This window comes from Vibrio sp. AK197 (assembly GCF_053903115.1).
Genome location: NZ_CP096429.1, coordinates 1,439,394 through 1,461,006 on the forward strand (window position 1 = coordinate 1,439,394; position 21,613 = coordinate 1,461,006).

The following is a 21,613-nucleotide window of genomic DNA, read 5'->3' on the forward strand; positions in this document are numbered from 1 at the left end:
GTATTGTGAGCGCAGGCTGAATACTTGTCAAAAACTCCGAGCTTTTTGCTATTTCCTCTGCTTATTAACAAACTAAAAACAATCTCACGCACAGTTGATAATATTTAATTCACTACATTTTGATTATTTAACAGAATATTGCTTTTTATACTGGCTTGGTGACAAGCCCTGAAGACGTGAAAAGGTATGGGTGAAAGTGCTTTGTCCTGAAAAGCCCGTTAGCTCTGCAATTTGGCCAATGGTAAGCTCGCCTTGCTCTATTAAGGCTTTTGCCAGATCGATGCGTTTATTCAAAACATATTGATGGGGCGTAATACCAATCTGTTCTTTGAACAGCATGTGGAATTGACTTTCCCCAAGAAATACACTGCCAGCCAATTGAGCAACACTGATTCGGCGACCGATATGACGCTCGATATAACGATCAATGACATCGAGATCAAACCGGGAATCCTTGCGGGGGGTCTGAAATGCAGAAATATGACGTTGCAAAAGTGCCATCACGGTGTCATTGCAAGCACGGCTCAAAAGCAAATCATCAGGATGCGCATCCATCTCGCCAACCAGTAAGTGAATAATGCGCTGAATTTGGTTATCGAGCTTAAAGTAGACATCGCATTCACTCAGGTCATTGATCTTTTGCAACATCAACGGGTCATCTTGGGTAGGCGTTTGTAGGTTCAACACCAAAATATCAGACTGGCTTTCTACACCACCAAATGCGTGATTGGTCGAAGGCGTCACCACACATCCCTGCCCCGGGCCAACTCGATTACCAATGCCACGCACGTCAAATTCCGCCTGACCTTTAAGCCCAATCACAATCTGAGTGTATTGGTGATCATGGCAATCCATATGAGAAGGTAACGTAATCAGCTCTGCCGGGCGAGGCGACAAAACTTTGGCATCATTATGCCTGGGTTTCATGGTATCGAGTGGGGTTTTCATTCATGCCATCTGCCTGAGTTTCACTTTCTGCGATGGTATACCAAAATCGCCAGAACTCGAAACTTTGTGAGCCAGTTAGCATTTGATTGTATATGCCTTGGTTATATATGGAATTGCACTCATATGAAATTAGATTAACTCGATACTTTGGAACAATGATCAAGCGCACAGAAATTACGGTCAATGCGATTTCTGCTTAAGATCACGCACGTAGTTCCGTATATGTTCTTGCATAATTTAGTAATCTGCTCAAAATGAGAAATAGCACTTTCATATGACATACAAACGGTTAAGTTCTGAGACCGCAAAAAAGTGCTACCGAGCTATTAAAAAATTATAAATAGACCGTTTTCATTGTGAGGACCGTCAAAATATTGTCTTTTCACATTGGTGATGTAACCACGTTAATTGATTGCAGGGAACTATGATATTACGTCGAACCCCAGCGCTCTTGTTGGCGCTATGCCCTCTTTGGGTATCGGTAGCGATTTCAGCGGAAGAAGTCACACCTGTGGATCCGATTTCCGCGATCGACTCCAAACTCTCAAACAAGCAAGCAGAATTGGATGCGATGGCCCAAGAGTATCATCTTGAAGCCGATCAACTTCAGCAACTAAAGAATGACCAAGCCAAACTCAAGCGCGAAGGGCAAGATTTGGATGCAAAACGGAATCGAGCTAAATCCGCCTTAGACAAGCAGTACAGTCGTTTACTCGACGACCCTGATATCGACTTAGTTTCATTCCAAAAAAGCTATCAAGAAGCATGGGCAGCGGTTAAAGATAACCAAGCGCAGCAACTTGAGAATCAGCAGGCAATGACAGAAAGCGAAATGCGGCTGTCGCAAATCAAACAAAAACAAGCTCGCTTGAACTCTGAGCACTCTTACCTGAAAGAGCAAAAGGTAGAAGCCCGTGTTAAACGCTTAGATGCCGAGCTTCGTGAAAGCCAAGTTGTCGAAACCCAGTATCAAACCGCCTGTTCTTCGACCATGACATTAGGCCAATGTTCTAATCAAGGGAAACACCTGACGAAACAAAAAGCGGTGAAAGCATTTCGCGAAAATTTAATGGACAGCTTGACGGAGTCAACGGTTGCGAAACGCAACGCTCAGGGTGTTGAACTCAATATTCATATTCAAGAAAGCCAATTTATTCGCTCAGGATTTGAAGGCAATAATAATTACTTCACTCAAATGCAGGCACAACTGCAAGCGAAGCCTGAAGCAGTGGCTGCCTGCCAATTACTGAACGTTGAAAATCGCTACTGTTTAAAAGGTCAGGCGAACGATAACAAACCCAAAGATCCAGCATGGGCCAATGTCACTGTTCGTTCCGACCAATACAACGATGACGTGGTCATCAATGGCGTCGATTACGGTAGTACGCCGGTTGAAGTAGTATTGCCACAAGGACGCCATCAAGTGACGGTTTCCAAAGACGGGTATGAAACCTACAACCGAACCATTACTGTCTCTGGCAATGATACTGTTTGGGTTAAGCTCAGACCCAATAAAGACAGTTAATTCTTTTAGTGTTTCTTCGCTGAGCATGATTCTCGCTCAAGTGCTAGAAAAGGCGGTCACTTCACATGACGGTTTTGGCACTTGAGATGAGTGAGGCGAAAAACGAATGATAATTGAAGTAGAATGAGAATGCGCCTAGGTCTCCCCTCTTTATTGATTGCTCTGCTCAGCGTGAATAGTATTCATGTATGGGCAGAAGCGCTTCCAACCACCGTTGTCGGTATCGAAGATGCTCTTTTTACCCGCCATTCAGAACTCAAAGTGGCGCGTGAACAAAGAGATGAGCAACATGCTGCGGTTAATACTCAAAAAGCCACACTGCGCCAGCTAAATAAAAATGCGCGGCGACTCGATGCGGAGCTGGGTAAAGTCAAAACGGATTTGGCACGCGATTATCAACGAATCATTGACGACCCAACTTTAGATATTACCGCGACACAGCAAAGTTACCAACAAGCGTGGGCCAAGGTAAAACAAAACCAAGTTCAACGCCTAGACGCGCAGCAACAACTCGAAGAACAAGAGTCTCAGTTAACCCAAAAGCAAGCCGCTGTTGACGAGCTAATGCAATCTATTCAAGAATTGGAAACCGCTAAGTTACGGGCGCGTGCTGACCGACTTAAGAAAGAGTTGAGACATCAAGAAACCCTTAAGGTTAGCTTTACTAATCGTTGCCAATCTTCGATGACCCTTGCTCAATGTGATCAACAGACCCGAGACCTTGGTTTACAAAAAGCCGTAAAACAATTTCAAACGCGTTTAATTGACAGCACCTCGGAAGCCCAAATTGCCCGGCAACACCTTAGCGATGCCTCACTCAACATCCATGTTCTTAGTCATCATGTGACTGAATCAGGGTTTTATGACGGCATGCGCTATCGCACGGTACTTGATGTCGCTCTGGAATCGCGTGCGCCAGAACGCGCAGCCTGCCAACTACTTGGACTTGATACCAAGTATTGCTTTGCCCCTGGCGTTGGCGATAGTGAACTCAGTGCCCAAAAAGAGATTGCTTGGGTCAGTTTAACGGTGCGTTCAAACCAATATGATGATCACGTCACCATCGATGGCGTTTCTTACGGTAGTACGCCGCTTGAAGTGATGTTGCCCGTTGGCAAACACACTGTAATGATCGCCAAAGAGGGCTATCGCTCGTTTCAGCAAGAGATCAACATTCAATCAGATCAGGCATTACGCGCGAATTTATACGAATATGAAAATCGCTTAAAAGCTGGGGAGCGGTTCGCCGACAGTGTCAAAGGTAAATTAAAAGCGCCGGATTTAGTCGCCGTTACCCCAGGACAATATTACATCGGTGAAAATGCTTCCCATCAAGTTCACCTTGATCATGCTTTCGCAATTGGTACCACGCCGATTACGGTTGGACAGTTTGAAACCTTCATCGATAGCACACAATATCAAACCGATGCCGAGCTCAAAAATACCTGTACCACCATAAAAGATTCGGACATTACCGCGATTGCAAAGAGCTATTGGCGTAATCCGGGATTCAAACAAACTGCCGACTCTCCTGCAGTATGTATCAGCCGTAACGATGCGCAAGCCTACATCAATTGGCTAAGCCAACGCACCGGTTTCCACTATCGCCTTCCTTCGGAAGAAGAGTGGGAAATTGCCGCACGCGCTGGCAAGCACACGCAGTATTGGTGGGGGGATGAGTTTCGCGCTGGGGAAGCCAATACCGGCTGGAGCGGAACGCCTTGGTCAAACATCAGTACTGCCCCTGTAAAGAGTTTCGCACCAAACCCAATTGGTTTATACGATACCGTCGGTAACGTTTGGCAGTGGACCAATGATCCACGCGGTGTCGCCAAAGGTGGGGCTTGGAACTTCTCTCCCGACATGGCGGCCGCTCATCAGCAACTGTTTATCGAACCTTCGGCATCCGCTAACTATGTCGGCTTTCGTGTGGTACGCACGGTGAAATAACCGCCGTTCATAATCATTATGTCTCTATTATTCACTCTGCGATAAAGGGGAGGGAAATCCCCCCTTATCGCCTTCACTGTTTGCCGCTAACTTATATTATTAGAGCTGTAGCATATCCCTAACTGTTACGGTTCTTCTGTTGATATGTCTCAATGCAGCATATTGCTGCCTTTTGGATTAGGTGAAGTCCAACTCACCTATTCCGATTTTCGCCAGTCGGCTCAGCCGGCTGGCTTTTTTATTTAGTATTCTTGGTTTGTATGTCGCACCAATGAGATAGAGGGAACACCTCTATCTTTCGTGTATAGGGTCAGGGTACTTAATGTGGACAACCAATTCGTTTCACTGCTTAAGCAAATTCCCGGTTATTGGGGATGCAAAAACTTAGACTCGGTCTTTGTGTATGTGAATCAGTCATATTCTGAACTGGTTGGCCTCACTTCGCCAGAGCAATGTATTGGATTAAGTGAGCATGAGTTACCTTCACCGCTTGCCGATTGTGCAGACACCTTTAAAGCTCAGGACAAATTGGTGGTAGAAAGTGGTCAAGAACTGAAAATTCTTGATATCCACCCTTATCCGGATGGTCAATGGCGCGCTCACATTTTTACCAAAAAGCCTTGGTTTGATTATGATGGTCAAGTGCAAGGGGTGATCTTTTTTGCCCAAGATTTAACCGATTCCGTCCTTCTTGAGATCGGACATTGGGTCTGCCAAAGCCAAGATAAACTGACTGCCGTAGCGGCTCATGATCACGAACAATACACAGCACTTAGCCACCGCTTAACACCACGTGAATCAGAAACGCTATTTTTATTGTTATGCGGTAAAAAGCCACAGTTCATCGCTGAGGTGATGAATATTTCGGTGAAAACGTTTGAAGGGTATATCGTAAAACTACGTGATAAATTTGGCGCGTTGAATCAGACTCAACTGATAGAAAAAGCACTAGAATACGGCTTTGGTTCTCATATTCCTCAAAGCCTGCTAAAAACGCAACTTTCTGTCATACTGAACATTGCCAGGCCCCATCACCAACTGAAGGCTCAGGAGCCTAGCGAGCAACAGATTCGTGCTTAAGGTGCTAAGCGGTCGATATCCCAACTTTGCTGCTGCTTACTAAATAGAAAACGATCATGAAGGCGATGCTCACCACCTTGCCAGAATTCCATCGTTTGAGGTTCAACCCGAAAGCCGCCCCAAAAGCTTGGTACTGGAACTTCGCCACTTTCAAATTTCTTCTTCAGCTCTAAGAACTTACCTTCAAGGACCCCACGCGCTGAAATGCGGCTGCTTTGCTTACTCGCGATCGCTGCGATCTGGCTCTCTTTCGGGCGAGATGAGAAGTACTTGATGTTTTCCGCCATCGATAATTTGTGCGCGATGCCAGTAACATGAACCTGACGTTCTAGGGGATGCCAGGGAAAGTGCAAACTGATTTTATTATTGTGACTGATCTGCTGAGCCTTACGGCTGCCTAGATTGGTATAAAAAACAAAACCGTTATTGTCTAAGTGCTTAAGTAAAACAATGCGTTGGAATGGTTGCCCGTCTCCATCAACGGTTGCCACTGTCATCGCCGTCGGATCGGTCAGCTTGGCATCGATCGCTTGTTGCAGCCACACATCAAACTGCTTAATTGGATCAGCAAGCAGATCTTTTCTTCGCAAGCCACCTCGAATGTACTCACGGCGGATATCTTCAAGTTCCATCTTAACCCCCACTAATTTTTGCTAGATTGTGCGCTGATATTATTGAGAAAACAAGCTATGCCTCGATACAAAATCAGTCAAAACCAGCAATAAGTTCTCGTATTCGTCAGAAGACTTCTAAAATACACAGTATCAGCAAAAGTTTATATATCAGACTTTTTATCTATTGCTTTATACGTAGTGGTAACCGCAAGGGATGAGTATGGGAAAAAGCAGTTATAACAAGCTTTCACAGCAGGAACTTAACTACATCGATGATCAGACCGCGGCCTTGCTTCTCAACACACCAAGTAATGCTCGCATAATGTTATGGCTCGTCGTTCTATTCTTTATTGCCGCCGGCGTGTGGTCTTCGTGGGCAGAAATCGACAAAGTCACTGCTGGCCAAGGTAAAGTGGTCCCCTCTTCACAAGTGCAAATAGTGCAAAATTTGGAAGGGGGTTTAGTCAAAGAAATTTTGGTGCGCGAGGGTCAACACGTCAACAAAGGACAACAGTTACTGCTGATTGATGACACACTATTTCGCTCTGACTTTCGAGAAAGAGAGCAACAAGTGGCGAATCTCCGCGCCAGTGTTTATCAATTATCAGCCTCCATCGATAGCGTCGCAATTAACGATAACTTCAATGAAAAGGATTGGACACAAAACGTTCAAATTGACAATTCATTGCTGGTATTTCCTCAAGAATTTGAACAACAAAGGCCCGAACTTGTTGCTCGGCAAAAAGTGGAATATCAGCTCGACCTTAACAACTTACGCAATAAAATTTCGCAGATTGATCAGCAGGTTAAACAAAAGCAGCAGGATTTAATTGAAACACGAGCCCGGGTGAGTAACCTCAAGGCCAGTTATCAATTCGCCAATCGAGAACTTGAGATCACCACACCCCTTGCCGAAGAGGGTGTCGTGCCGCAAATCGAGATTCTAAAACTGCAGCGTCAAGTCAACGATACCAAACGAGAACTCACCTCCAGTGAATTGAAAATCCCTTTGCTTCTTTCGGCGATTCGTGAAGCAATGCTCAATCGAATTGAAGCCGCACAACGTTTTCGCTCAGAGCAGCAAGAAAAGCTTAACCAAGTGCAAGATAAGCTCTCTGCACTCACCGAATCCGCGGTGGGCCTGCAAGACAGGGTCAATCGAACGGTGGTGATCTCACCAGTGACAGGGACAGTAAAAACATTGAACATTAATACGGTCGGGGGCGTTATCCAACCAGGGATGGATATTGTGGAAATCGTCCCGAGTGAAGATACGCTGTTAGTTGAGGCAAAAATTGCACCGCAAGATATTGCCTTTTTGCGCCCCAATTTACCGGCTGTCGTTAAATTTAGTGCTTACGACTTTACCAAATATGGTGGATTATCTGGTACTTTAGAGCATATTAGTGCAGATACAACGCAAGACGAAGAAGGCAACAGTTACTACTTAGTTCGAGTGAGAACCAAAGAAACCTCACTAAACCATGACACCAGCTTACCGATTATTTCAGGAATGACCGCGTCGGTCGATATCATTACCGGAAAGCGCACCGTCATGGAATATTTATTAACCCCCATTTTAAGTGCGCAACAGAATGCGCTCAAGGAATAACAATGATTTGCCGACCCTCACCCGTTTCATTGAGAATTTGGATAACATGACCCGTTGGTTGTCCGCGTTACTCGCTTTAATCCTTTCGACCTTTACCTTTGCTTTAAACCGCACTGAACAGCAATGGGTTGACTCTGTGCGTACCACCTACGGAGAACGAGCCGCGAAACGCGTGACAACATGGCGCGAAGAGATGGAAAATTATCAAAAACTCGATGAAAGGCAACAAATTGAGCGCGTCAATCGTTTCTTTAATCAGCTAAACTTTGTCAATGACATAAACCTTTGGGGTAAAAATGATTATTGGGCTACACCGCTCGAATTTCTTGGTGCTAACGCCGGTGATTGTGAAGACTTTACGATAGCAAAATACTTTTCATTACTTGAACTGGGCGTCTCAGACACAAAACTACGACTGGTGTATGTTAAAGCATTAGAACTTAACCAATTTCATATGGTTCTTGCGTATTATCAAAGACCAAGTTCAGAACCACTGATTTTGGACAATATTAATCCAGTGATTAAACCTGCTTCTACACGTAAAGATCTACTACCGATATACAGTTTTAACGGTAAAAATCTGTGGTTAATGAAGTCAAATCAAGGGCAGTTAGCGGGTGAGTCATCTAGACTCAGTCTATGGAATGACTTAAGAAGTCGTGAGCGCTCACTCAAACTGAATAAACCGATCGTCAATTATGATTAAAAGGCAGTATGACACTATATAAACAGTTGGTCGCAGGAATGATCGCGGTGTTTCTGATGCTGATGGCATCAGTCTTCGTCATCGAGTTCAATACGACACGAATCAATCTGGAGCAGCAACAACGCTCTGAAGTCAGTAACACGATCAACACCGTGGGGCTTGCGCTTGCTCCGTATCTGGAAAATAAAGATCAGGTCGCCGTTGAATCAGTGATTAATGCCCTGTTTGACGGTAGCAGTTACTCGGTAGTAAGGCTGGTATTTTTAGACAGTGGTGAAGAAATCGTTCGTAGTTATCCTATTCATCCCAGCAGCGTTCCTAAATGGTTCTCGAATCTTAATCTATTTAGCAAAATTCACGATCGTCGAGTCGTCACTAGCGGTTGGATGCAACTGGCTGAAGTGGAAATTGTCAGCCATCCCGGCAGTGCTTACTCCCAGTTGTGGAAAGCATTTGTTCGTCTGAGTTTTGCCTTTAGCGTCATTTTTATCATCGGTATCGCCGCAATTGCCTTTATTCTTAAACGCGCATTGCGTCCTTTGCAATTGATCGTGACCAAAATGGAGCAAGTGGCAAAAAATCAATTTGGTCAGCCCCTACCTCGTCCTCAAACCCAAGATTTAATCTATGTGGTCGATGGCATTAATCGAATGTCAGCGCAAGTTGAGAAATCGTTTAAAGCGCAAGCCAAAGAAGCGCAAATGTTGCGTGAGCGTGCGTACATTGATCCAGTCTCTAAACTCGGTAACCGCGCCTACTATATGAACCAGCTCAACGCTTGGCTCGGCGATGGCGGCAGTGGCGGGATAGCGATCTTAGAAGCCTCTTTCATTAAAGATCTGTATGACGAGAAAGGCTATGAAGCAGGCGATGGAATGGTGCAAGAAGTCGCCGCGCAGTTACAAGTATCAATTACAGCGTCAGACGTGGTTATCGCACGAATGTCATCTAACGAGTTTTCGTTTATTTTCCCCAATATGACCGAAGAGCAGCTTAAGCAGATGGCAAACAGCATTATGGCTTATGTGCATAATTTAAACGCGGATCCCCTTGGTTTTAGCGCGGAAAATATCGCCCTCGGCGTGGTCTATACCCAAGATAGACAGACAACCACGGACGTATTGAGCATGCTTGACAACGCATTAGCGATCGCCAAAGCAGAGCCAGAACTGGAATTTGGCTTTATTGCTGCCCATACCTCACAACACGTGATGGGTAGAAGTCAGTGGAAACACTTGGTGGAAGAAGCCATTTCTAATGACTGGATTGAGTTTCGTCTCCAGTCAGCGAACAACGCCGAAGGCCAAAGCTATCACAGTGAAGTATTTTCAACGATTAAAAGCCATGGACAAACTTATCGTGCCAATCAATATTTGTTTGCACTCGAAGAACTCAATGCAAGCCACCTATTCGACCAATATGTCATTCGTACGCTGTTAAATCGGCTTGAAGAGCAGCAAATCACGACACGAGTCGCGATCAACATATCCGCCGCCAGTATCGCCCAACCAAGCTTTATTCGCTGGATTGGCAATGAACTGAGCAAGCACAAAGACGTGATTTCTAAGCTGCATTTCGAGATTCCAGAAAGTGCGTTTATCCATACACCGCATCATACCGCTCTTTTCTGCAGTGCGGTAAGAGAAGCGGGCGCGGATTTTGGTGTCGATAATTATGGCCGTCACTTCCAGTCGTTAGATTACATCAACGAATTTAGACCCGCTTATGTCAAACTCGACTACCTATTCACGCACCATTTAGATGATGAAAAGCAGAAATTCACCTTAACCTCAATCTCAAGAACCGCACATGATCTCGGCATTGTGACCATTGCTTCAAGGGTAGAAACTCAAACTCAATTAAACTTCTTATCTCAACATTTTATTGACGTATTTCAAGGTTTTATTGTGGACAATTAAACACACAGAGGGGTTAAATAATGCAGGATGCGTTACTCAATTCATTAATTTATGTCAGTCGCTACTATGGACTAGCGAACTCGCCTGAAGCGTTGATTAATGGATTGCCCCTCAGTGAAGGAAAGTTAACGCCCTTTCTGTTTCCTCGCTCAGCAGAGCGTGCTGGATTAGTCGCTCGTGAGAACCGCGCATCCCTAACGCATATTTCACCACTCGTACTTCCTGTCGTGCTGCTGCTTCGTGATGGCGATGCCTGTGTTCTCAATAAGCTGGATATCGAAAAACAAGAAGTTGAAGTCGTCAATCTAGACTCAGGCATGGTCCCCGTTACCTTGTCGCTGAGTGACTTAAATAACCAATACGTAGGTCGTTACTTTCTAGTAAAAAAGCAATTTCGCTATGATGAACGCTCGCCCGAAATCCTTAAAGACGACCATAGTCATTGGTTTTGGGGTACCATCTGGAAAAGTAAGCGCATTTTTCGAGATGTGCTAATTGCATCTATTTTAATCAATCTATTTGCCATCGCGGCGCCGATGTTCACTCGTTTGGTGTACGATAAAGTCATTCCAAACTTGGCGTTTGATACACTTTGGGTGCTAGCCAGTGGCGTTGTCGTGGTTTTCTTATTTGATTTATTGCTCAAACTGCTACGCAGCTATTTTATTGATGTGGCAGGCAAAAAGTCAGACATTTTAATCTCTTCAAAAATTTACGCCAAAGTAATGGGCATCCGTATGGAATCAAAACCACCATCCGTGGGTGCGTTTGCCCGTCACTTACAAGAGTTCGAAGCCATACGAGAATTCTTTGCCTCAGCGACCATCGCAGCGCTCATCGATTTGCCTTTTACCATCATGTTCTTACTGATCATCTGGCTCATGGCTGGCGATCTGGTTTATGTTCCTGTCACCGGAGTGGTGATTCTTCTCCTCTATTCACTGTTGATTCAAAAACCGTTACGCCGTGCTATCGAAGAAGGCTCTAGACTCGCTTCGCAAAAATACGCGAATTTAATCGAAAGCCTGTCGGGGTTGGAAACAGTTAAACTGTTTGGGGCACAAAGCCAATTCCAATTTCGCTGGGAAGAGGCCGTTGCCCATATGGCTAACTGGAGTATAAAGAGTCGAAGAATCACCGATGGAATCCAAAATACCGCGGGGTTTGTTCAGCAATCTTGCAATGTCGGTATTATCATCTTCGGGGTGTATCTCATTGCCGATGGTCAATTAACCATGGGGGGGCTCATCGCTGCCACTATGCTGAGCGTTCGCGCTATCGCTCCGATGGTACAGCTGTCCATGATTTCCACGCGCTACAATCAAGCCAAATCATCGTTATCGATCATCAATCAAGTCATGGAGATGCCCGATGAACAGCAACCTGGCAAGCGTTATCTCCACAGGCCAATTATCCATGGCAAAATTGAACTGGATAACGTGACGTTTCACTATCCAAACTCCTCGATGGCGGCCATTCGTAACTTAAGTGTCACGATACGACCAGGTGAAAAAGTCGCGATTATTGGTCGCATTGGCTCTGGAAAAACCACGTTAGAGCGCCTAATCATGGGGCTATATAAGCCCACCGAAGGGCATGTTCGAATCGATAATACCGATATCGAACAGCTGCATCATATTGATATACGTCGCAATATAGGATGTGTTCCTCAAGAGAGCCAACTGTTTTATGGTTCTATTCGTGACAACATCACCTTAGGGCGCCCCCTCGCCGATGATCGCGATATTCTCGATGCAGCCAATCGCTCAGGCGTCAGTGTGTTTACGCAAAACGATCCCGCCGGGCTTGAGCGTCAAGTTGGCGAAGGTGGTGTGTTAATCTCGGGTGGTCAACGCCAAGCGGTTTCAATCGCGAGAGCATTACTTGGTCGTCCTCCAGTGTTATTGATGGATGAACCAACCAGTGCGATGGATAACCGCTCCGAACAGCATATCAAGCAGCAATTAGCCACGCTGGGAAAAACAGAAACGCTCATTTTGATTACTCATAAACCGTCGATGCTTGATCTGGTTGAACGTATCATTGTGATGGAAAAAGGCATGATCGTCGCCGATGGCCCCAAAGCTCATGTGTTAAGTGATTTAAAAAAAGGCACGCTCAAAAAACGTTGACCGGGACCTCTCCTCTCCCTTGTTATGCACGAGGAATAGACCTTTGTGGCACGATAAACTGCCCTAACCTTTTTCGTCTCAACCGCGATCCAAGCTAGCAGATGCCAGAATTATTGTATAGCGTTCAAGCAATAACCTTCACCTTGATCTACAGCGTGCGAGCCTTATACGTCTTAAAATTGAAAAGCCCTATAAAAACCAAGCCTTTTCTCACCATTCATCATCAAACCGCTCTAAAGTTGTGATTATTACCGGACAACGTCCAATAACAATATCTTGAGCAATGCCAATGAAAAAACGTTATATCGCTTTAATCGCTCTCATCGGCGGTGTCATCGGATGGTTAGTCCTTGGCGGAACGGCAGCCGTCATGCACTACACATCGGACACCGATTTTTGTATTTCTTGTCACACCATGGAACAACCCTTCAAAGAGTACCAAGGCTCGGTTCACTTTAGTAACGCGAAAGGCATTCGTGCTGAATGTTCCGATTGCCATATCCCCGAACAACCCATGGATTATTTGATCACCAAAATTCGCGCTTCAAAGGACATCTATCACGAGTTCATTTCGAAAAAAATCGATACACCAGAAAAGTATGAAGCACACCGAAAAGAGTTAGCGGAAATGGTTTGGCACCAAATGCGCGACAATGACTCAGCTACCTGTCGCTCGTGCCATGACTTTGATGCGATGGAAACTTATGCTCAATCGCGAGATGCCGCCAAAATGCATGCCTACGGCAAGGAAAACAATCAAACGTGTATTGATTGTCATAAAGGGGTTGCTCATTTCGCTCCAGAAGCTGAACTCGACAGTAAAGCCTACGATAACCTCGTTGCATTAACAAAACGCACATCGAGTACGGCCAAAACCGTTTATCCAATCACAGCTACTGCTCTTGGTGAACTCGGGACGGTCAATCCCACCACTGCGCTCGACGTCACAGCAACTGATGGTGATCAACGACAAGTCACTTTGAACGCTTACCAAATGAAAGGAGCAGAGCAAGTATTGTATATGGGACGTGGCCAGAGAGCGATTGTCGCAACGCTTAATGAACAAGGGCAACAAGCCCTGCAAGGGGGTGAGTTTGAAGCCGACCGCTATGGCAATGAATGGCGAGCCGTTCGCTTAAATACCGTAATAAACCAACCCGTGGTCGATAATCTAGACCCGGTTTGGGATTATGCCCAACAATTGGACAACGTCTATTGTGCCACTTGCCATGCAAAAATTCCGGCTGAACACTTCACCGTCAACGCATGGGGCCCAGTGGCGAAAAGCATGGGTGCTCGCACGGACATCTCTGATGCCAATCTCGAAATCTTAACCAAGTTCTTCCAGCACCACGCCAAAGATGTGGTTAGTCACTAAGGAGTTATAGAATGACGATGACTGATATTTCACGTCGCCGGTTTTTAAAAACCACAGGCTATACGGCAGGAGCACTCACTTTTCACACATTTATCCCCTTAGCCCATGGGGCTGAAGAGCGAGGCAATGGCATACTAACCGCTGGACGAATGGGACCACTACTGTGTGAAGTAAAAGATGGTAAGTTGGTCGCCAGCAAAAATGCGCTGGCGCAAACCATGCCCAACAGTTTACAGCTGACCGGGCCAGACCAAGTGTATACCAAGGCTCGAGTTAAGTACCCAATGGTTCGCAAAGGTTTTCTTGCTAATCCACAAGATCCTCAAGGACGCCGAGGTGATGATGAATTTGTTCGCGTATCGTGGGATCAAGCTTACCAATTGATCCACCAGCAACATATGCGCATTCGCAAAGAGTATGGCCCATCGGCAGTGTTTGCCGGCTCTTACGGCTGGCGCTCAAGTGGTATTTTGCACAAAGCACAAACCTTGCTTCAACGCTATATGAGCATGGCCGGTGGCTATTCAGGCCATTTGGGCGATTATTCAACTGGCGCAGCACAAGTCATTATGCCGCATGTGGTGGGCTCAATCGAAGTCTACGAACAACAAACTACCTACCCCGTGATTTTAGAAAGCAGCGACGTCGTAGTCCTATGGGGACTTAACCCTGTCAATACACTAAAAATCGCGTGGACGTCATCCGATTGCGCTGGTCTCGAGTTTTTCCATCAACTTAAGCAGTCTGGTAAAACCGTCATTATCATCGACCCGATTCGTTCCGAAACCGCCGAGTTTTTTGGTGATAACGCGACTTGGGTCGCTCCTCATCCAATGACGGACGTCGCAATGATGATGGGCATTGCCCATATTTTGATCAAGAGTAACAAGCACAATAAACCCTTCTTAGAAAAATATACCCAAGGATTTGATGAGTTTGAAGCCTACCTCATGGGCGAAGAAGATGGTATAGAGAAAAATGCTCAGTGGGCCTCCAATATTTGTGGCCTTCCCATCAAACAGTTGCGATTACTGGCCGAGATTTTCTCTGAAAACCGCACCATGTTAATGTCTGGTTGGGGTATGCAAAGACAGCAATATGGCGAGCAACGCCACTGGATGCTGGTGACACTGGCCGCAATGCTGGGACAAATTGGCTTACCAGGTGGCGGCTTTGGCCTTTCCTATCATTACTCTAACGGTGGCAATCCAGCGCGAGACGCTGGTGTTCTACCCGCGATATCGGCTTCTCTGGGTGGGGGCTCATCAGCGGGCAACGACTGGGCGGTATCTGGCGCCGTACAAAGTTTTCCGGTCGCACGCATTGTTGAGGCGTTAGAGAATCCGGGGAAAGAGTACTCGCATAATGGGCATCGTCTTACGTTTCCCGATATTAAAATGATCTGGTGGGCTGGCGGCGCTAACTTTACCCACCATCAAGATACCAATCGTTTGATTGCTGCATGGCAAAAGCCTCAGTTGGTCGTTATCTCCGAGCCTTACTGGACAGCCGCTGCCAAACACGCAGATATTGTTTTGCCAATCACCACCTCCTTCGAACGTAACGATTTAACCATGACGGGTGACTACAGCAATCAACATCTGGTTCCGATGAAGCAAGTCGTTGAACCTCAAGGTGAAGCTAAAAGTGACTTTGATGTTTTTGCCGACATGGCCGAGTTAATTAAACCTGGTGGGCATGAGGTTTACACCGAGGGAAAAACAGAGATGGAGTGGCTATATGAGTTTTACACCGCAGCGCAAAAAAGTGGCCGCGCCGCGCGCGTTCCTATGCCCAACTTCGACACCTTTTGGCGCAATAATCAGCTGATTGAGATGAACGAAAACCCTAAAAGTGCACAGTTTGTGCGCTATGCAGATTTTCGAGACGACCCTGTCGTCAACCCATTGGGTACCCCGAGTGGAAAAATAGAAATCACTTCCAAAACCATTGCAGGTTACCAACTCGAGGACTGTCCCGCCCATCCGACATGGCTCGAACCTGACGAGTACACCGGGAACGCACAAGCGGATGAACTTCAATTAATGACTGCGCACGCAGCAGACCGTCTCCATAGCCAGTTCAACTACGCATCACTGCGCGAGCAATACGCTGTTGCGAACCGTGAACCCATCTGGATTCACCCAGATGATGCAAAAGTGCGCAATATTGCAGACGGAGATTTAGTGCGCGCCTACAATCAACGTGGGCAGGTTTTGGTCGGAGCCGTCGTCACAAACCGCATAAAAGTGGGGTCGGTATGTATCCATGAAGGCGGATGGCCAGATCTCGATAAACAAAGTGGCCTGTGTAAAAACGGCGCAGCGAATGTTCTGACATTGGACATTCCCACATCACGCCTTGCCAATGGCTGCGCAGCCAACTCTGCGCTGGTGAAAATAGAAAAGTATTCAGGTGAGCCCTTGCCACTGACCGCGTTTGATCCACCGGAGAATGGTTGAACATACTCATAAAAGATAAAGGCGATGGTTATCCATCGCCTGCTTTTATTCCACCGTTTTACTCAACTGCAGGCTTACGCTAGCGGCAATGATACCGATTAATATATAGAGAACCCATGCGAGCCAAGAGAGTTCGGACAGCACAGATAACGGATTATCGCTGAACATAATGTGCATTGGAATCGCAAACACTGCAGAGAAAAATTCACTCACTCCATAGTAATTGAACACACCAATCGCCCCCCACTTCAAGGCATAGACGGCAACAAACATGATGAGTATGGGCGAATTGACGCGCTGTGATAATGCAAGTGCGACAAAGACCAGTGGTACCATAAGCACACCCGCCCAGAGCATGCGAGCTAAAAACCCGAGCCAATGGATAAGACTAAAACTTAACGACGCTTGTGGAAGAGCCAAAGTCAACTGTTGGCCTGAAACCATATTCATTAGCCATAATAGAATATCCGCACCAAGCACAAGACACGCACACACCGCGGGAATGACGACCAAGCCAAAAATTAACTTAACTAAATGATTTTGCGCGTCACTGACGGGCATACTTCGCCAGAACATCAAACTGCCCTCTTGGCGAGGTTTACGTAATGTTTTCGGAAAATACATGGTACTGATTAGCAGTGATAACAGCGCAGCAGCGCCAGTTGTCAGAGTACTTAACCCATTGCCAAGGCTTAGCCCATCTCGAGTAAACCCGTCACCAAAACGCATCTCAAACAGCAAATTTTCCTGCAATGCCGTGTTCATAAATAATGCGACTAGCAGCGCTAGCGCACATAACCCACTCCACAGTGGAATACGAACTAAGTAACGGTATTCAATCCACTCTTTTTTTAACATCGCAACATATTGATTCACGATACCGCCCCCTTTTGCAGCGCTAAGAATAACTCCGTCAACCCAGCGGGAAGTACGCGTCCAAGCGATGAAACTTGTTCTAGATAAGTTCGCTTTAGTAGCCACTTACTGCTCCCTAACCCTTGCTCGACATATAAAGGCTGGCAAGCTAGCAGCTCTGCTTTATGCTCATCACTTGCGTCAAGTACGAACAGCGAGTGCTGAATATCATCTACCGTACTTTGCCAAACGGCATTTCCTTGCTTTAGGATCAACACATCGGTCAATAAATGTTCAATATCTTGCACCTCATGACTGGCAACAATCAAAGTGCGTTCACCTTCTTCGAGCCATTGCAATAAATGGCGGTAAAACGTGTCCCGGTAGACCAAATCTAATCCAAGCGTCGGTTCGTCCAAAATAAGTACATTCACATCAGTGGCAATCACCACTGCGAGATGCAGCTGAACTTTCATACCCTTGGATAATCGGCCAACTTTACTCGCGAGTGTGATGTCCGTTTTGGCAAGAAACTGCTGTGCTTGTAACGAGTCAAATTTTGGATGAACCCCAGCAATGTACTCCAGTAGCTGCTCAACTCTCATCCAATCCGGTAATACGCTGACATCAGAAATACAGGCGACGCCTTTCATGAGCTGAGCCCGCTGTGATAGTGGCTCATAACCATTAATTTCGATCTCTCCCTGATAACGCTGAGCCCCCAACAAGCTTTTTATCAATGTTGATTTGCCTGCACCATTGTGCCCAAGCAATCCCAACACTTGACCAGACTCGAGATGAAAGCTGATATCGTTGAGCGCTTCGCCTTGTCCAGACTGGCGCCCGCTATAGTTTTTTGACAGATGTTGAACACGAACCACGGGCATCATTATTCACCTTCAATATTTTGCTTAAGACGCGAGATAAATTCTTCCAAAGGCATATCCAACTGACGCAGAGTACGACGAATCTTGGGTATTTGTTCAGAAATAAATTGCTGTTTTTGCTTAGCCTTTAATTTGGCTTGGGCGCCGGGTGCAACGAACATACCTTGCCCACGCCTTTTTTCAACTAACCCATCATCCACTAACAGCTGATAACCTTTTAGTACGGTTAGATGGTTAATTTTTAAATCGGCAGAGACGGCTCTTACCGAAGGTAACGCGTCGCCATCTGCCCAGACACCTTGGGCAATTTGATCGCTCACACGTAGGGCTAATTGCCGAAAGATCGGCAGATCCTCATTCCAATCGCTCACGATGCCTCTTTAAATTATGGTGTTATATATAACTATAACACCATAACTCTAAAACAACTTCAAGTACTCAACGTAAAGAACGGATACTTAGAAAATAAAAAACCCCGCGGCAAGCGCGAGGTTTAACGGCATTATTTATCGATAAGATTATTCAGTGGCACATTGCGCATCACCAATACGCTCCCATGCGCCCCATGGACCCGACTCACTTGGATCCTCTCCCGGGTTGGCGTACCACTTGTTTTGCCAGATTCCCCCATCCCAAGTCACTTGGGTGCCTGGCGTTGGGTATGCGAGGGTGGCATCCCATAAATTATCGCACAATTCAGTGGATGAACCGCTCGCGATCACAGTGACGATCGTGGTTGCACTGTCTGAAAGGTCACCATCATCAACGGTAACGCTGAACATCAGTTCAGTCTCTTGAGAGTAATCACCGGCGATAAAGCTTAATGTCGCGCCGCTTTGTGTCGCATCGACGCCTGTCGGGATCGACCAAACGTAGGTTAACGCATCACCATCAGCGTCCATTGACTGCGAGGCATCGACGACGACCACATCACCCGAGGAAACAGATGCTGGAGCACTCACACTGGCGACAGGTGGCGTATTTTGAGGCTCACTGCCTTGTGGTTTAACACGAATCAGCACGCTGTCAGTAGCCACGCTACCATCGTCATCGGTCACCGTTAACTCAAACTCATACACTTGTGTTTGTTCAAGTTCCGAAACGCTAAAACTGGTAAGCACACTGCTCTCTGAACTCAAAGTTACGGAAGGTCCGGAAATCTGTGTCCATCGATAGCTGACAATCTCACCATCACGGTCATTGGACTGACTGCCGTCAAGCGTAACCTCGACGGGGGCTGTCACAGTTTGATCGTCACCAGCCTTGGCGATTGGTGGATAATTTGCTGGCGGCGTACTATTCAACCCTTCATGCATCGCGTTAAGAATGTCACCATTATCGGCATCGATTTCCCATGCAAACAAACCGCCAAGCCCCAATGAACGAACATAAGCCCCTTTTGCTTTGATTGAGCGTTCATCATCAAACGTAATCAACTCACCGGAACTTTGGTTCCACACCCACGGCGCTTGCGCAAGTTCATCGTAACCATATTCAAAACCGTTGATACCGCTATTATTACTCCCAAGCATATTGGCTTTGATGCCCTTATAATCGATAACACCGTCTTCCCAAACACCTTGCTCGGTGGTTCCGGTTAATTTTCCGTTGCCTACGCCCGTCATTGGATCGGTAGGATCGGCGAGAGAAGTTGGCATCACACCTTGCCAACCTCGACCATACATGGCCGCACCAACCACTAACTTGCTTGCTGGAACCCCTTGTCCAAGTAAGATTTGAATCGCATTATCTGTTGTGTAAGCGGGCCCTTTGAACGGTTCACCTTGTGCATCAACACCCGAACCATCACACTGCCCTGGCAACATAAACGAGCCGCAATATAGCGCAGTTTGATGACCCAATACGTTATTCCAACCACCGTAGAAGTCATATGTCATGGCAAAGATATAATCCATATATTGCGCGGCTTGACCGTAGTCAACATCTTCCAGCTTGTCGTAACCTACTCCAATCGCGGATGTAAGCTCATACTCACGCCCAGTTTGCGCTTGCAGCCCGTCCAGCATTGCGCGTAGCTCACTCATCAGAGCAACGTACGCAGGACCATCGTTCACAGGATCCCCTAAATCCGGCGCAGCGCCACCGCCACCAGGAAATTCCCAATCAATATCCACACCATCATAAAACTTCCACGTGGTTAAAAATTCCTTTACTGATGCAACGAAGGTGTCACGGTTGGCTTTCGTGGTAAAATCAAAGAAAGGATCAGACAGAGTCCAGCCACCAATGGATGGAATAATTTTTAACTCTGGATTGCGCTGTTTCAATGCCATTAACATCGCATAGTTCCCTTTGATCGGCGTAGAGTACTCATGGCCAGCCTGCGGAAAACTTTTCTGAAAAGCTGCCCAAGGATCATGGACAACGACTTCGTAATCATCAACACCCTGACAAGCGGTTTGCAGCGCAGTATAACTGTTGCCGCCAACCGATTTTACTGACTCGTTAGGCCCACAGATAGGGATAAATCCATACAGAATATGCGTTAAGTTATCTGCGGGAATATTATCTACCGTATAATCACGCCCATAAATGCCCCATTCAACAAAGTAAGCCCCAACGACCGTATTCGGGTCTGTCGTGTAGGTTTTATTATTTGTATCGATGTTCATCGCTAAGGGATCAAGGTGTGAACCATCGGTATCGGCAATCACCAACTCGCTCGGCGCACTCTGGGTACAGCCAGTTTCATCACAGGCTTCAACAATGACTTGGTACTTCCCGCCATTGGCATAACTAAAGCTCGCCGTGGTCGTGGTTCCAGTAATTGGTCCCGTTGCGACCTGCTGACCATCGAAATAAATATGGTAAGTATCACCGGGTTCACCGCTCCACTGATTAAATTTGAGTGTGATGTCGGCTTGGACATGGTACGTAACCATACTTTTGTAGCCACTCGTGGCTTCCATCTCCAGATCGATTTTCGAAAACTGAAGATTGTTTGATTCGTAGAGGTCAATGGCTGGCACGGCTGGAGCAGCCAGCGCACTGCCACAGAGCGCTAACGTGACGCTTGCGGCGCATAAAGTTATACGATTCATATCGTTATCTCTCATTCCTTTTGTGGTTAATTGTCCTGTTCCTCAACTCGATATATTGAAGACCATCCACTCCAGTATTTAAGAGACTTTATTTTTGACTCGAAAAATTAAAGCTTTTTTCGAGTCAAACGAAAAAAAAACTCGTCACGACGTTTCAATTGCATCATTGCCGCTACTTTGAGTCAGAAAGCGAAAAAGTTGACAATGAGTTTGTCAAAGTAGACTCACTATCAACGAAAAATCAAAACATTAGCCATTAAAGCCGTTTAGGGATTGATTGAATTTTTCTTATGTTTCCAATGCGATACCGATGATTAAATCACAATAACAACCACCAATCGGCAATACTTTTTTCTTGAAGAAAATAAATCATCGTTACGAACACTAAAGACTTAATGATAAAATTTTCCGACTTCTCACTTACAGACGTTGAAAACTGCGTGTGAGCGCGGCACTCTGTTTTCGGGTCAACAAATTAGGACA

Annotated in this window: 15 protein-coding genes; 9 read left to right on the forward strand and 6 right to left on the reverse strand. The window is 46.1% G+C overall.

Going from position 1 to position 21,613, the window contains the following annotated elements:
• Positions 1 to 123: 123 nt before the first annotated feature.
• A complete protein-coding gene (locus M1D72_RS06575) occupies positions 124 to 948 on the reverse strand; it encodes a helix-turn-helix domain-containing protein (protein WP_456294997.1) in 825 nt (274 codons plus the stop codon).
• Positions 949 to 1,372: 424 nt separating this feature from the next.
• Between M1D72_RS06575 and M1D72_RS06580 the strand changes: the two genes are divergently transcribed.
• The 3 genes from M1D72_RS06580 (at position 1,373) to M1D72_RS06590 (ending at position 5,503) form a co-directional block, all read left to right on the forward strand.
• On the forward strand, positions 1,373 to 2,473 hold the full coding sequence (locus tag M1D72_RS06580; protein WP_390192292.1) for a PEGA domain-containing protein: 1,101 nt from the start codon (positions 1,373 to 1,375) through the stop codon (positions 2,471 to 2,473).
• Positions 2,474 to 2,602: 129 nt separating this feature from the next.
• Entirely contained in the window at positions 2,603 to 4,423 is a 1,821-nt protein-coding gene (locus M1D72_RS06585; RefSeq protein WP_456294998.1) for an SUMF1/EgtB/PvdO family nonheme iron enzyme, read from the forward strand.
• Between the two features lie 324 nt (positions 4,424 to 4,747).
• Positions 4,748 to 5,503 carry a helix-turn-helix transcriptional regulator gene (locus M1D72_RS06590; RefSeq protein WP_456294999.1) on the forward strand — a complete coding sequence of 252 codons (756 nt, stop codon included), beginning with the start codon at positions 4,748 to 4,750 and terminating at the stop codon, positions 5,501 to 5,503.
• On the opposite strand, the gene pdxH is transcribed toward M1D72_RS06590, so the two are convergent.
• Positions 5,500 to 6,135, reverse strand: a complete 636-nt coding sequence (gene pdxH, locus M1D72_RS06595) for a pyridoxamine 5'-phosphate oxidase (RefSeq protein WP_456295000.1) — start codon at positions 6,133 to 6,135, stop codon at positions 5,500 to 5,502. The two genes, M1D72_RS06590 and pdxH, sit on opposite strands and share 4 nt — an antisense overlap.
• Positions 6,136 to 6,337: 202 nt before the next feature.
• Between pdxH and M1D72_RS06600 the strand changes: the two genes are divergently transcribed.
• The 6 genes from M1D72_RS06600 to M1D72_RS06625 all read left to right on the forward strand — a co-directional run bounded on the left by M1D72_RS06600 (position 6,338) and on the right by M1D72_RS06625 (position 16,326).
• Positions 6,338 to 7,729, forward strand: coding sequence for an HlyD family type I secretion periplasmic adaptor subunit (locus tag M1D72_RS06600; protein WP_456295001.1), 1,392 nt, complete (start codon positions 6,338 to 6,340; stop codon positions 7,727 to 7,729).
• 46 nt (positions 7,730 to 7,775) lie between these two features.
• Positions 7,776 to 8,435, forward strand: coding sequence for a transglutaminase-like cysteine peptidase (locus M1D72_RS06605; protein WP_390192305.1), 660 nt, complete (start codon positions 7,776 to 7,778; stop codon positions 8,433 to 8,435).
• Between the two features lie 8 nt (positions 8,436 to 8,443).
• Positions 8,444 to 10,354, forward strand: a complete 1,911-nt coding sequence (locus M1D72_RS06610) for a bifunctional diguanylate cyclase/phosphodiesterase (RefSeq protein WP_456295002.1) — start codon at positions 8,444 to 8,446, stop codon at positions 10,352 to 10,354.
• A 20-nt stretch (positions 10,355 to 10,374) separates the two neighbouring features.
• Entirely contained in the window at positions 10,375 to 12,486 is a 2,112-nt protein-coding gene (locus M1D72_RS06615; protein WP_456295003.1) for a type I secretion system permease/ATPase, read from the forward strand.
• A 283-nt stretch (positions 12,487 to 12,769) separates the two neighbouring features.
• Positions 12,770 to 13,864: a NapC/NirT family cytochrome c gene (locus M1D72_RS06620; RefSeq protein ID WP_456295004.1), complete on the forward strand. Its 1,095-nt coding sequence runs from the start codon at positions 12,770 to 12,772 to the stop codon at positions 13,862 to 13,864.
• Between the two features lie 17 nt (positions 13,865 to 13,881).
• Positions 13,882 to 16,326 carry a molybdopterin guanine dinucleotide-containing S/N-oxide reductase gene (locus M1D72_RS06625; protein WP_456295614.1) on the forward strand — a complete coding sequence of 815 codons (2,445 nt, stop codon included), beginning with the start codon at positions 13,882 to 13,884 and terminating at the stop codon, positions 16,324 to 16,326.
• Positions 16,327 to 16,371: 45 nt separating this feature from the next.
• Here the strand turns inward: M1D72_RS06625 and M1D72_RS06630 are convergent, their stop codons facing one another.
• The 4 genes from M1D72_RS06630 to M1D72_RS06645 form a co-directional block, all read right to left on the reverse strand.
• The gene (locus M1D72_RS06630) at positions 16,372 to 17,202 is read right to left on the reverse strand and encodes a hypothetical protein (RefSeq protein WP_456295005.1); all 831 of its coding nucleotides are present in this window, start codon (positions 17,200 to 17,202) and stop codon (positions 16,372 to 16,374) included.
• Positions 17,199 to 18,071, reverse strand: a complete 873-nt coding sequence (locus tag M1D72_RS06635) for an ABC transporter ATP-binding protein (protein ID WP_456295006.1) — start codon at positions 18,069 to 18,071, stop codon at positions 17,199 to 17,201. The genes M1D72_RS06630 and M1D72_RS06635 overlap by 4 nt, the downstream gene beginning before the upstream one ends.
• Positions 18,071 to 18,439 (reverse strand): GntR family transcriptional regulator, encoded by a 369-nt coding sequence (locus M1D72_RS06640; RefSeq protein ID WP_390192317.1) that lies wholly within the window; start codon positions 18,437 to 18,439, stop codon positions 18,071 to 18,073. The genes M1D72_RS06635 and M1D72_RS06640 overlap by 1 nt, the downstream gene beginning before the upstream one ends.
• 147 nt (positions 18,440 to 18,586) lie before the next feature.
• Positions 18,587 to 21,130 (reverse strand): glycosyl hydrolase family 18 protein, encoded by a 2,544-nt coding sequence (locus tag M1D72_RS06645; RefSeq protein WP_456295007.1) that lies wholly within the window; start codon positions 21,128 to 21,130, stop codon positions 18,587 to 18,589.
• Positions 21,131 to 21,613: the final 483 nt, after the last annotated feature.

Excerpts from the sequence above, each read along its gene's own strand:
- M1D72_RS06575 (WP_456294997.1), bottom strand. The coding sequence starts at position 948 with ATGAAAACCCCACTCGATACCATGAAACCCAGGCATAATGATGCCAAA.
- M1D72_RS06580 (WP_390192292.1), top strand. The coding sequence starts at position 1,373 with ATGATATTACGTCGAACCCCAGCGCTCTTGTTGGCGCTATGCCCTCTT.
- M1D72_RS06585 (WP_456294998.1), top strand. The coding sequence starts at position 2,603 with ATGCGCCTAGGTCTCCCCTCTTTATTGATTGCTCTGCTCAGCGTGAAT.
- pdxH (WP_456295000.1), bottom strand. The coding sequence starts at position 6,135 with ATGGAACTTGAAGATATCCGCCGTGAGTACATTCGAGGTGGCTTGCGA.
- M1D72_RS06600 (WP_456295001.1), top strand. The coding sequence starts at position 6,338 with ATGGGAAAAAGCAGTTATAACAAGCTTTCACAGCAGGAACTTAACTAC.
- M1D72_RS06605 (WP_390192305.1), top strand. The coding sequence starts at position 7,776 with ATGACCCGTTGGTTGTCCGCGTTACTCGCTTTAATCCTTTCGACCTTT.
- M1D72_RS06610 (WP_456295002.1), top strand. The coding sequence starts at position 8,444 with ATGACACTATATAAACAGTTGGTCGCAGGAATGATCGCGGTGTTTCTG.
- M1D72_RS06615 (WP_456295003.1), top strand. The coding sequence starts at position 10,375 with ATGCAGGATGCGTTACTCAATTCATTAATTTATGTCAGTCGCTACTAT.
- M1D72_RS06620 (WP_456295004.1), top strand. The coding sequence starts at position 12,770 with ATGCCAATGAAAAAACGTTATATCGCTTTAATCGCTCTCATCGGCGGT.
- M1D72_RS06625 (WP_456295614.1), top strand. The coding sequence starts at position 13,882 with ATGACTGATATTTCACGTCGCCGGTTTTTAAAAACCACAGGCTATACG.
- M1D72_RS06635 (WP_456295006.1), bottom strand. The coding sequence starts at position 18,071 with ATGATGCCCGTGGTTCGTGTTCAACATCTGTCAAAAAACTATAGCGGG.
- M1D72_RS06645 (WP_456295007.1), bottom strand. The coding sequence starts at position 21,130 with ATGAATCGTATAACTTTATGCGCCGCAAGCGTCACGTTAGCGCTCTGT.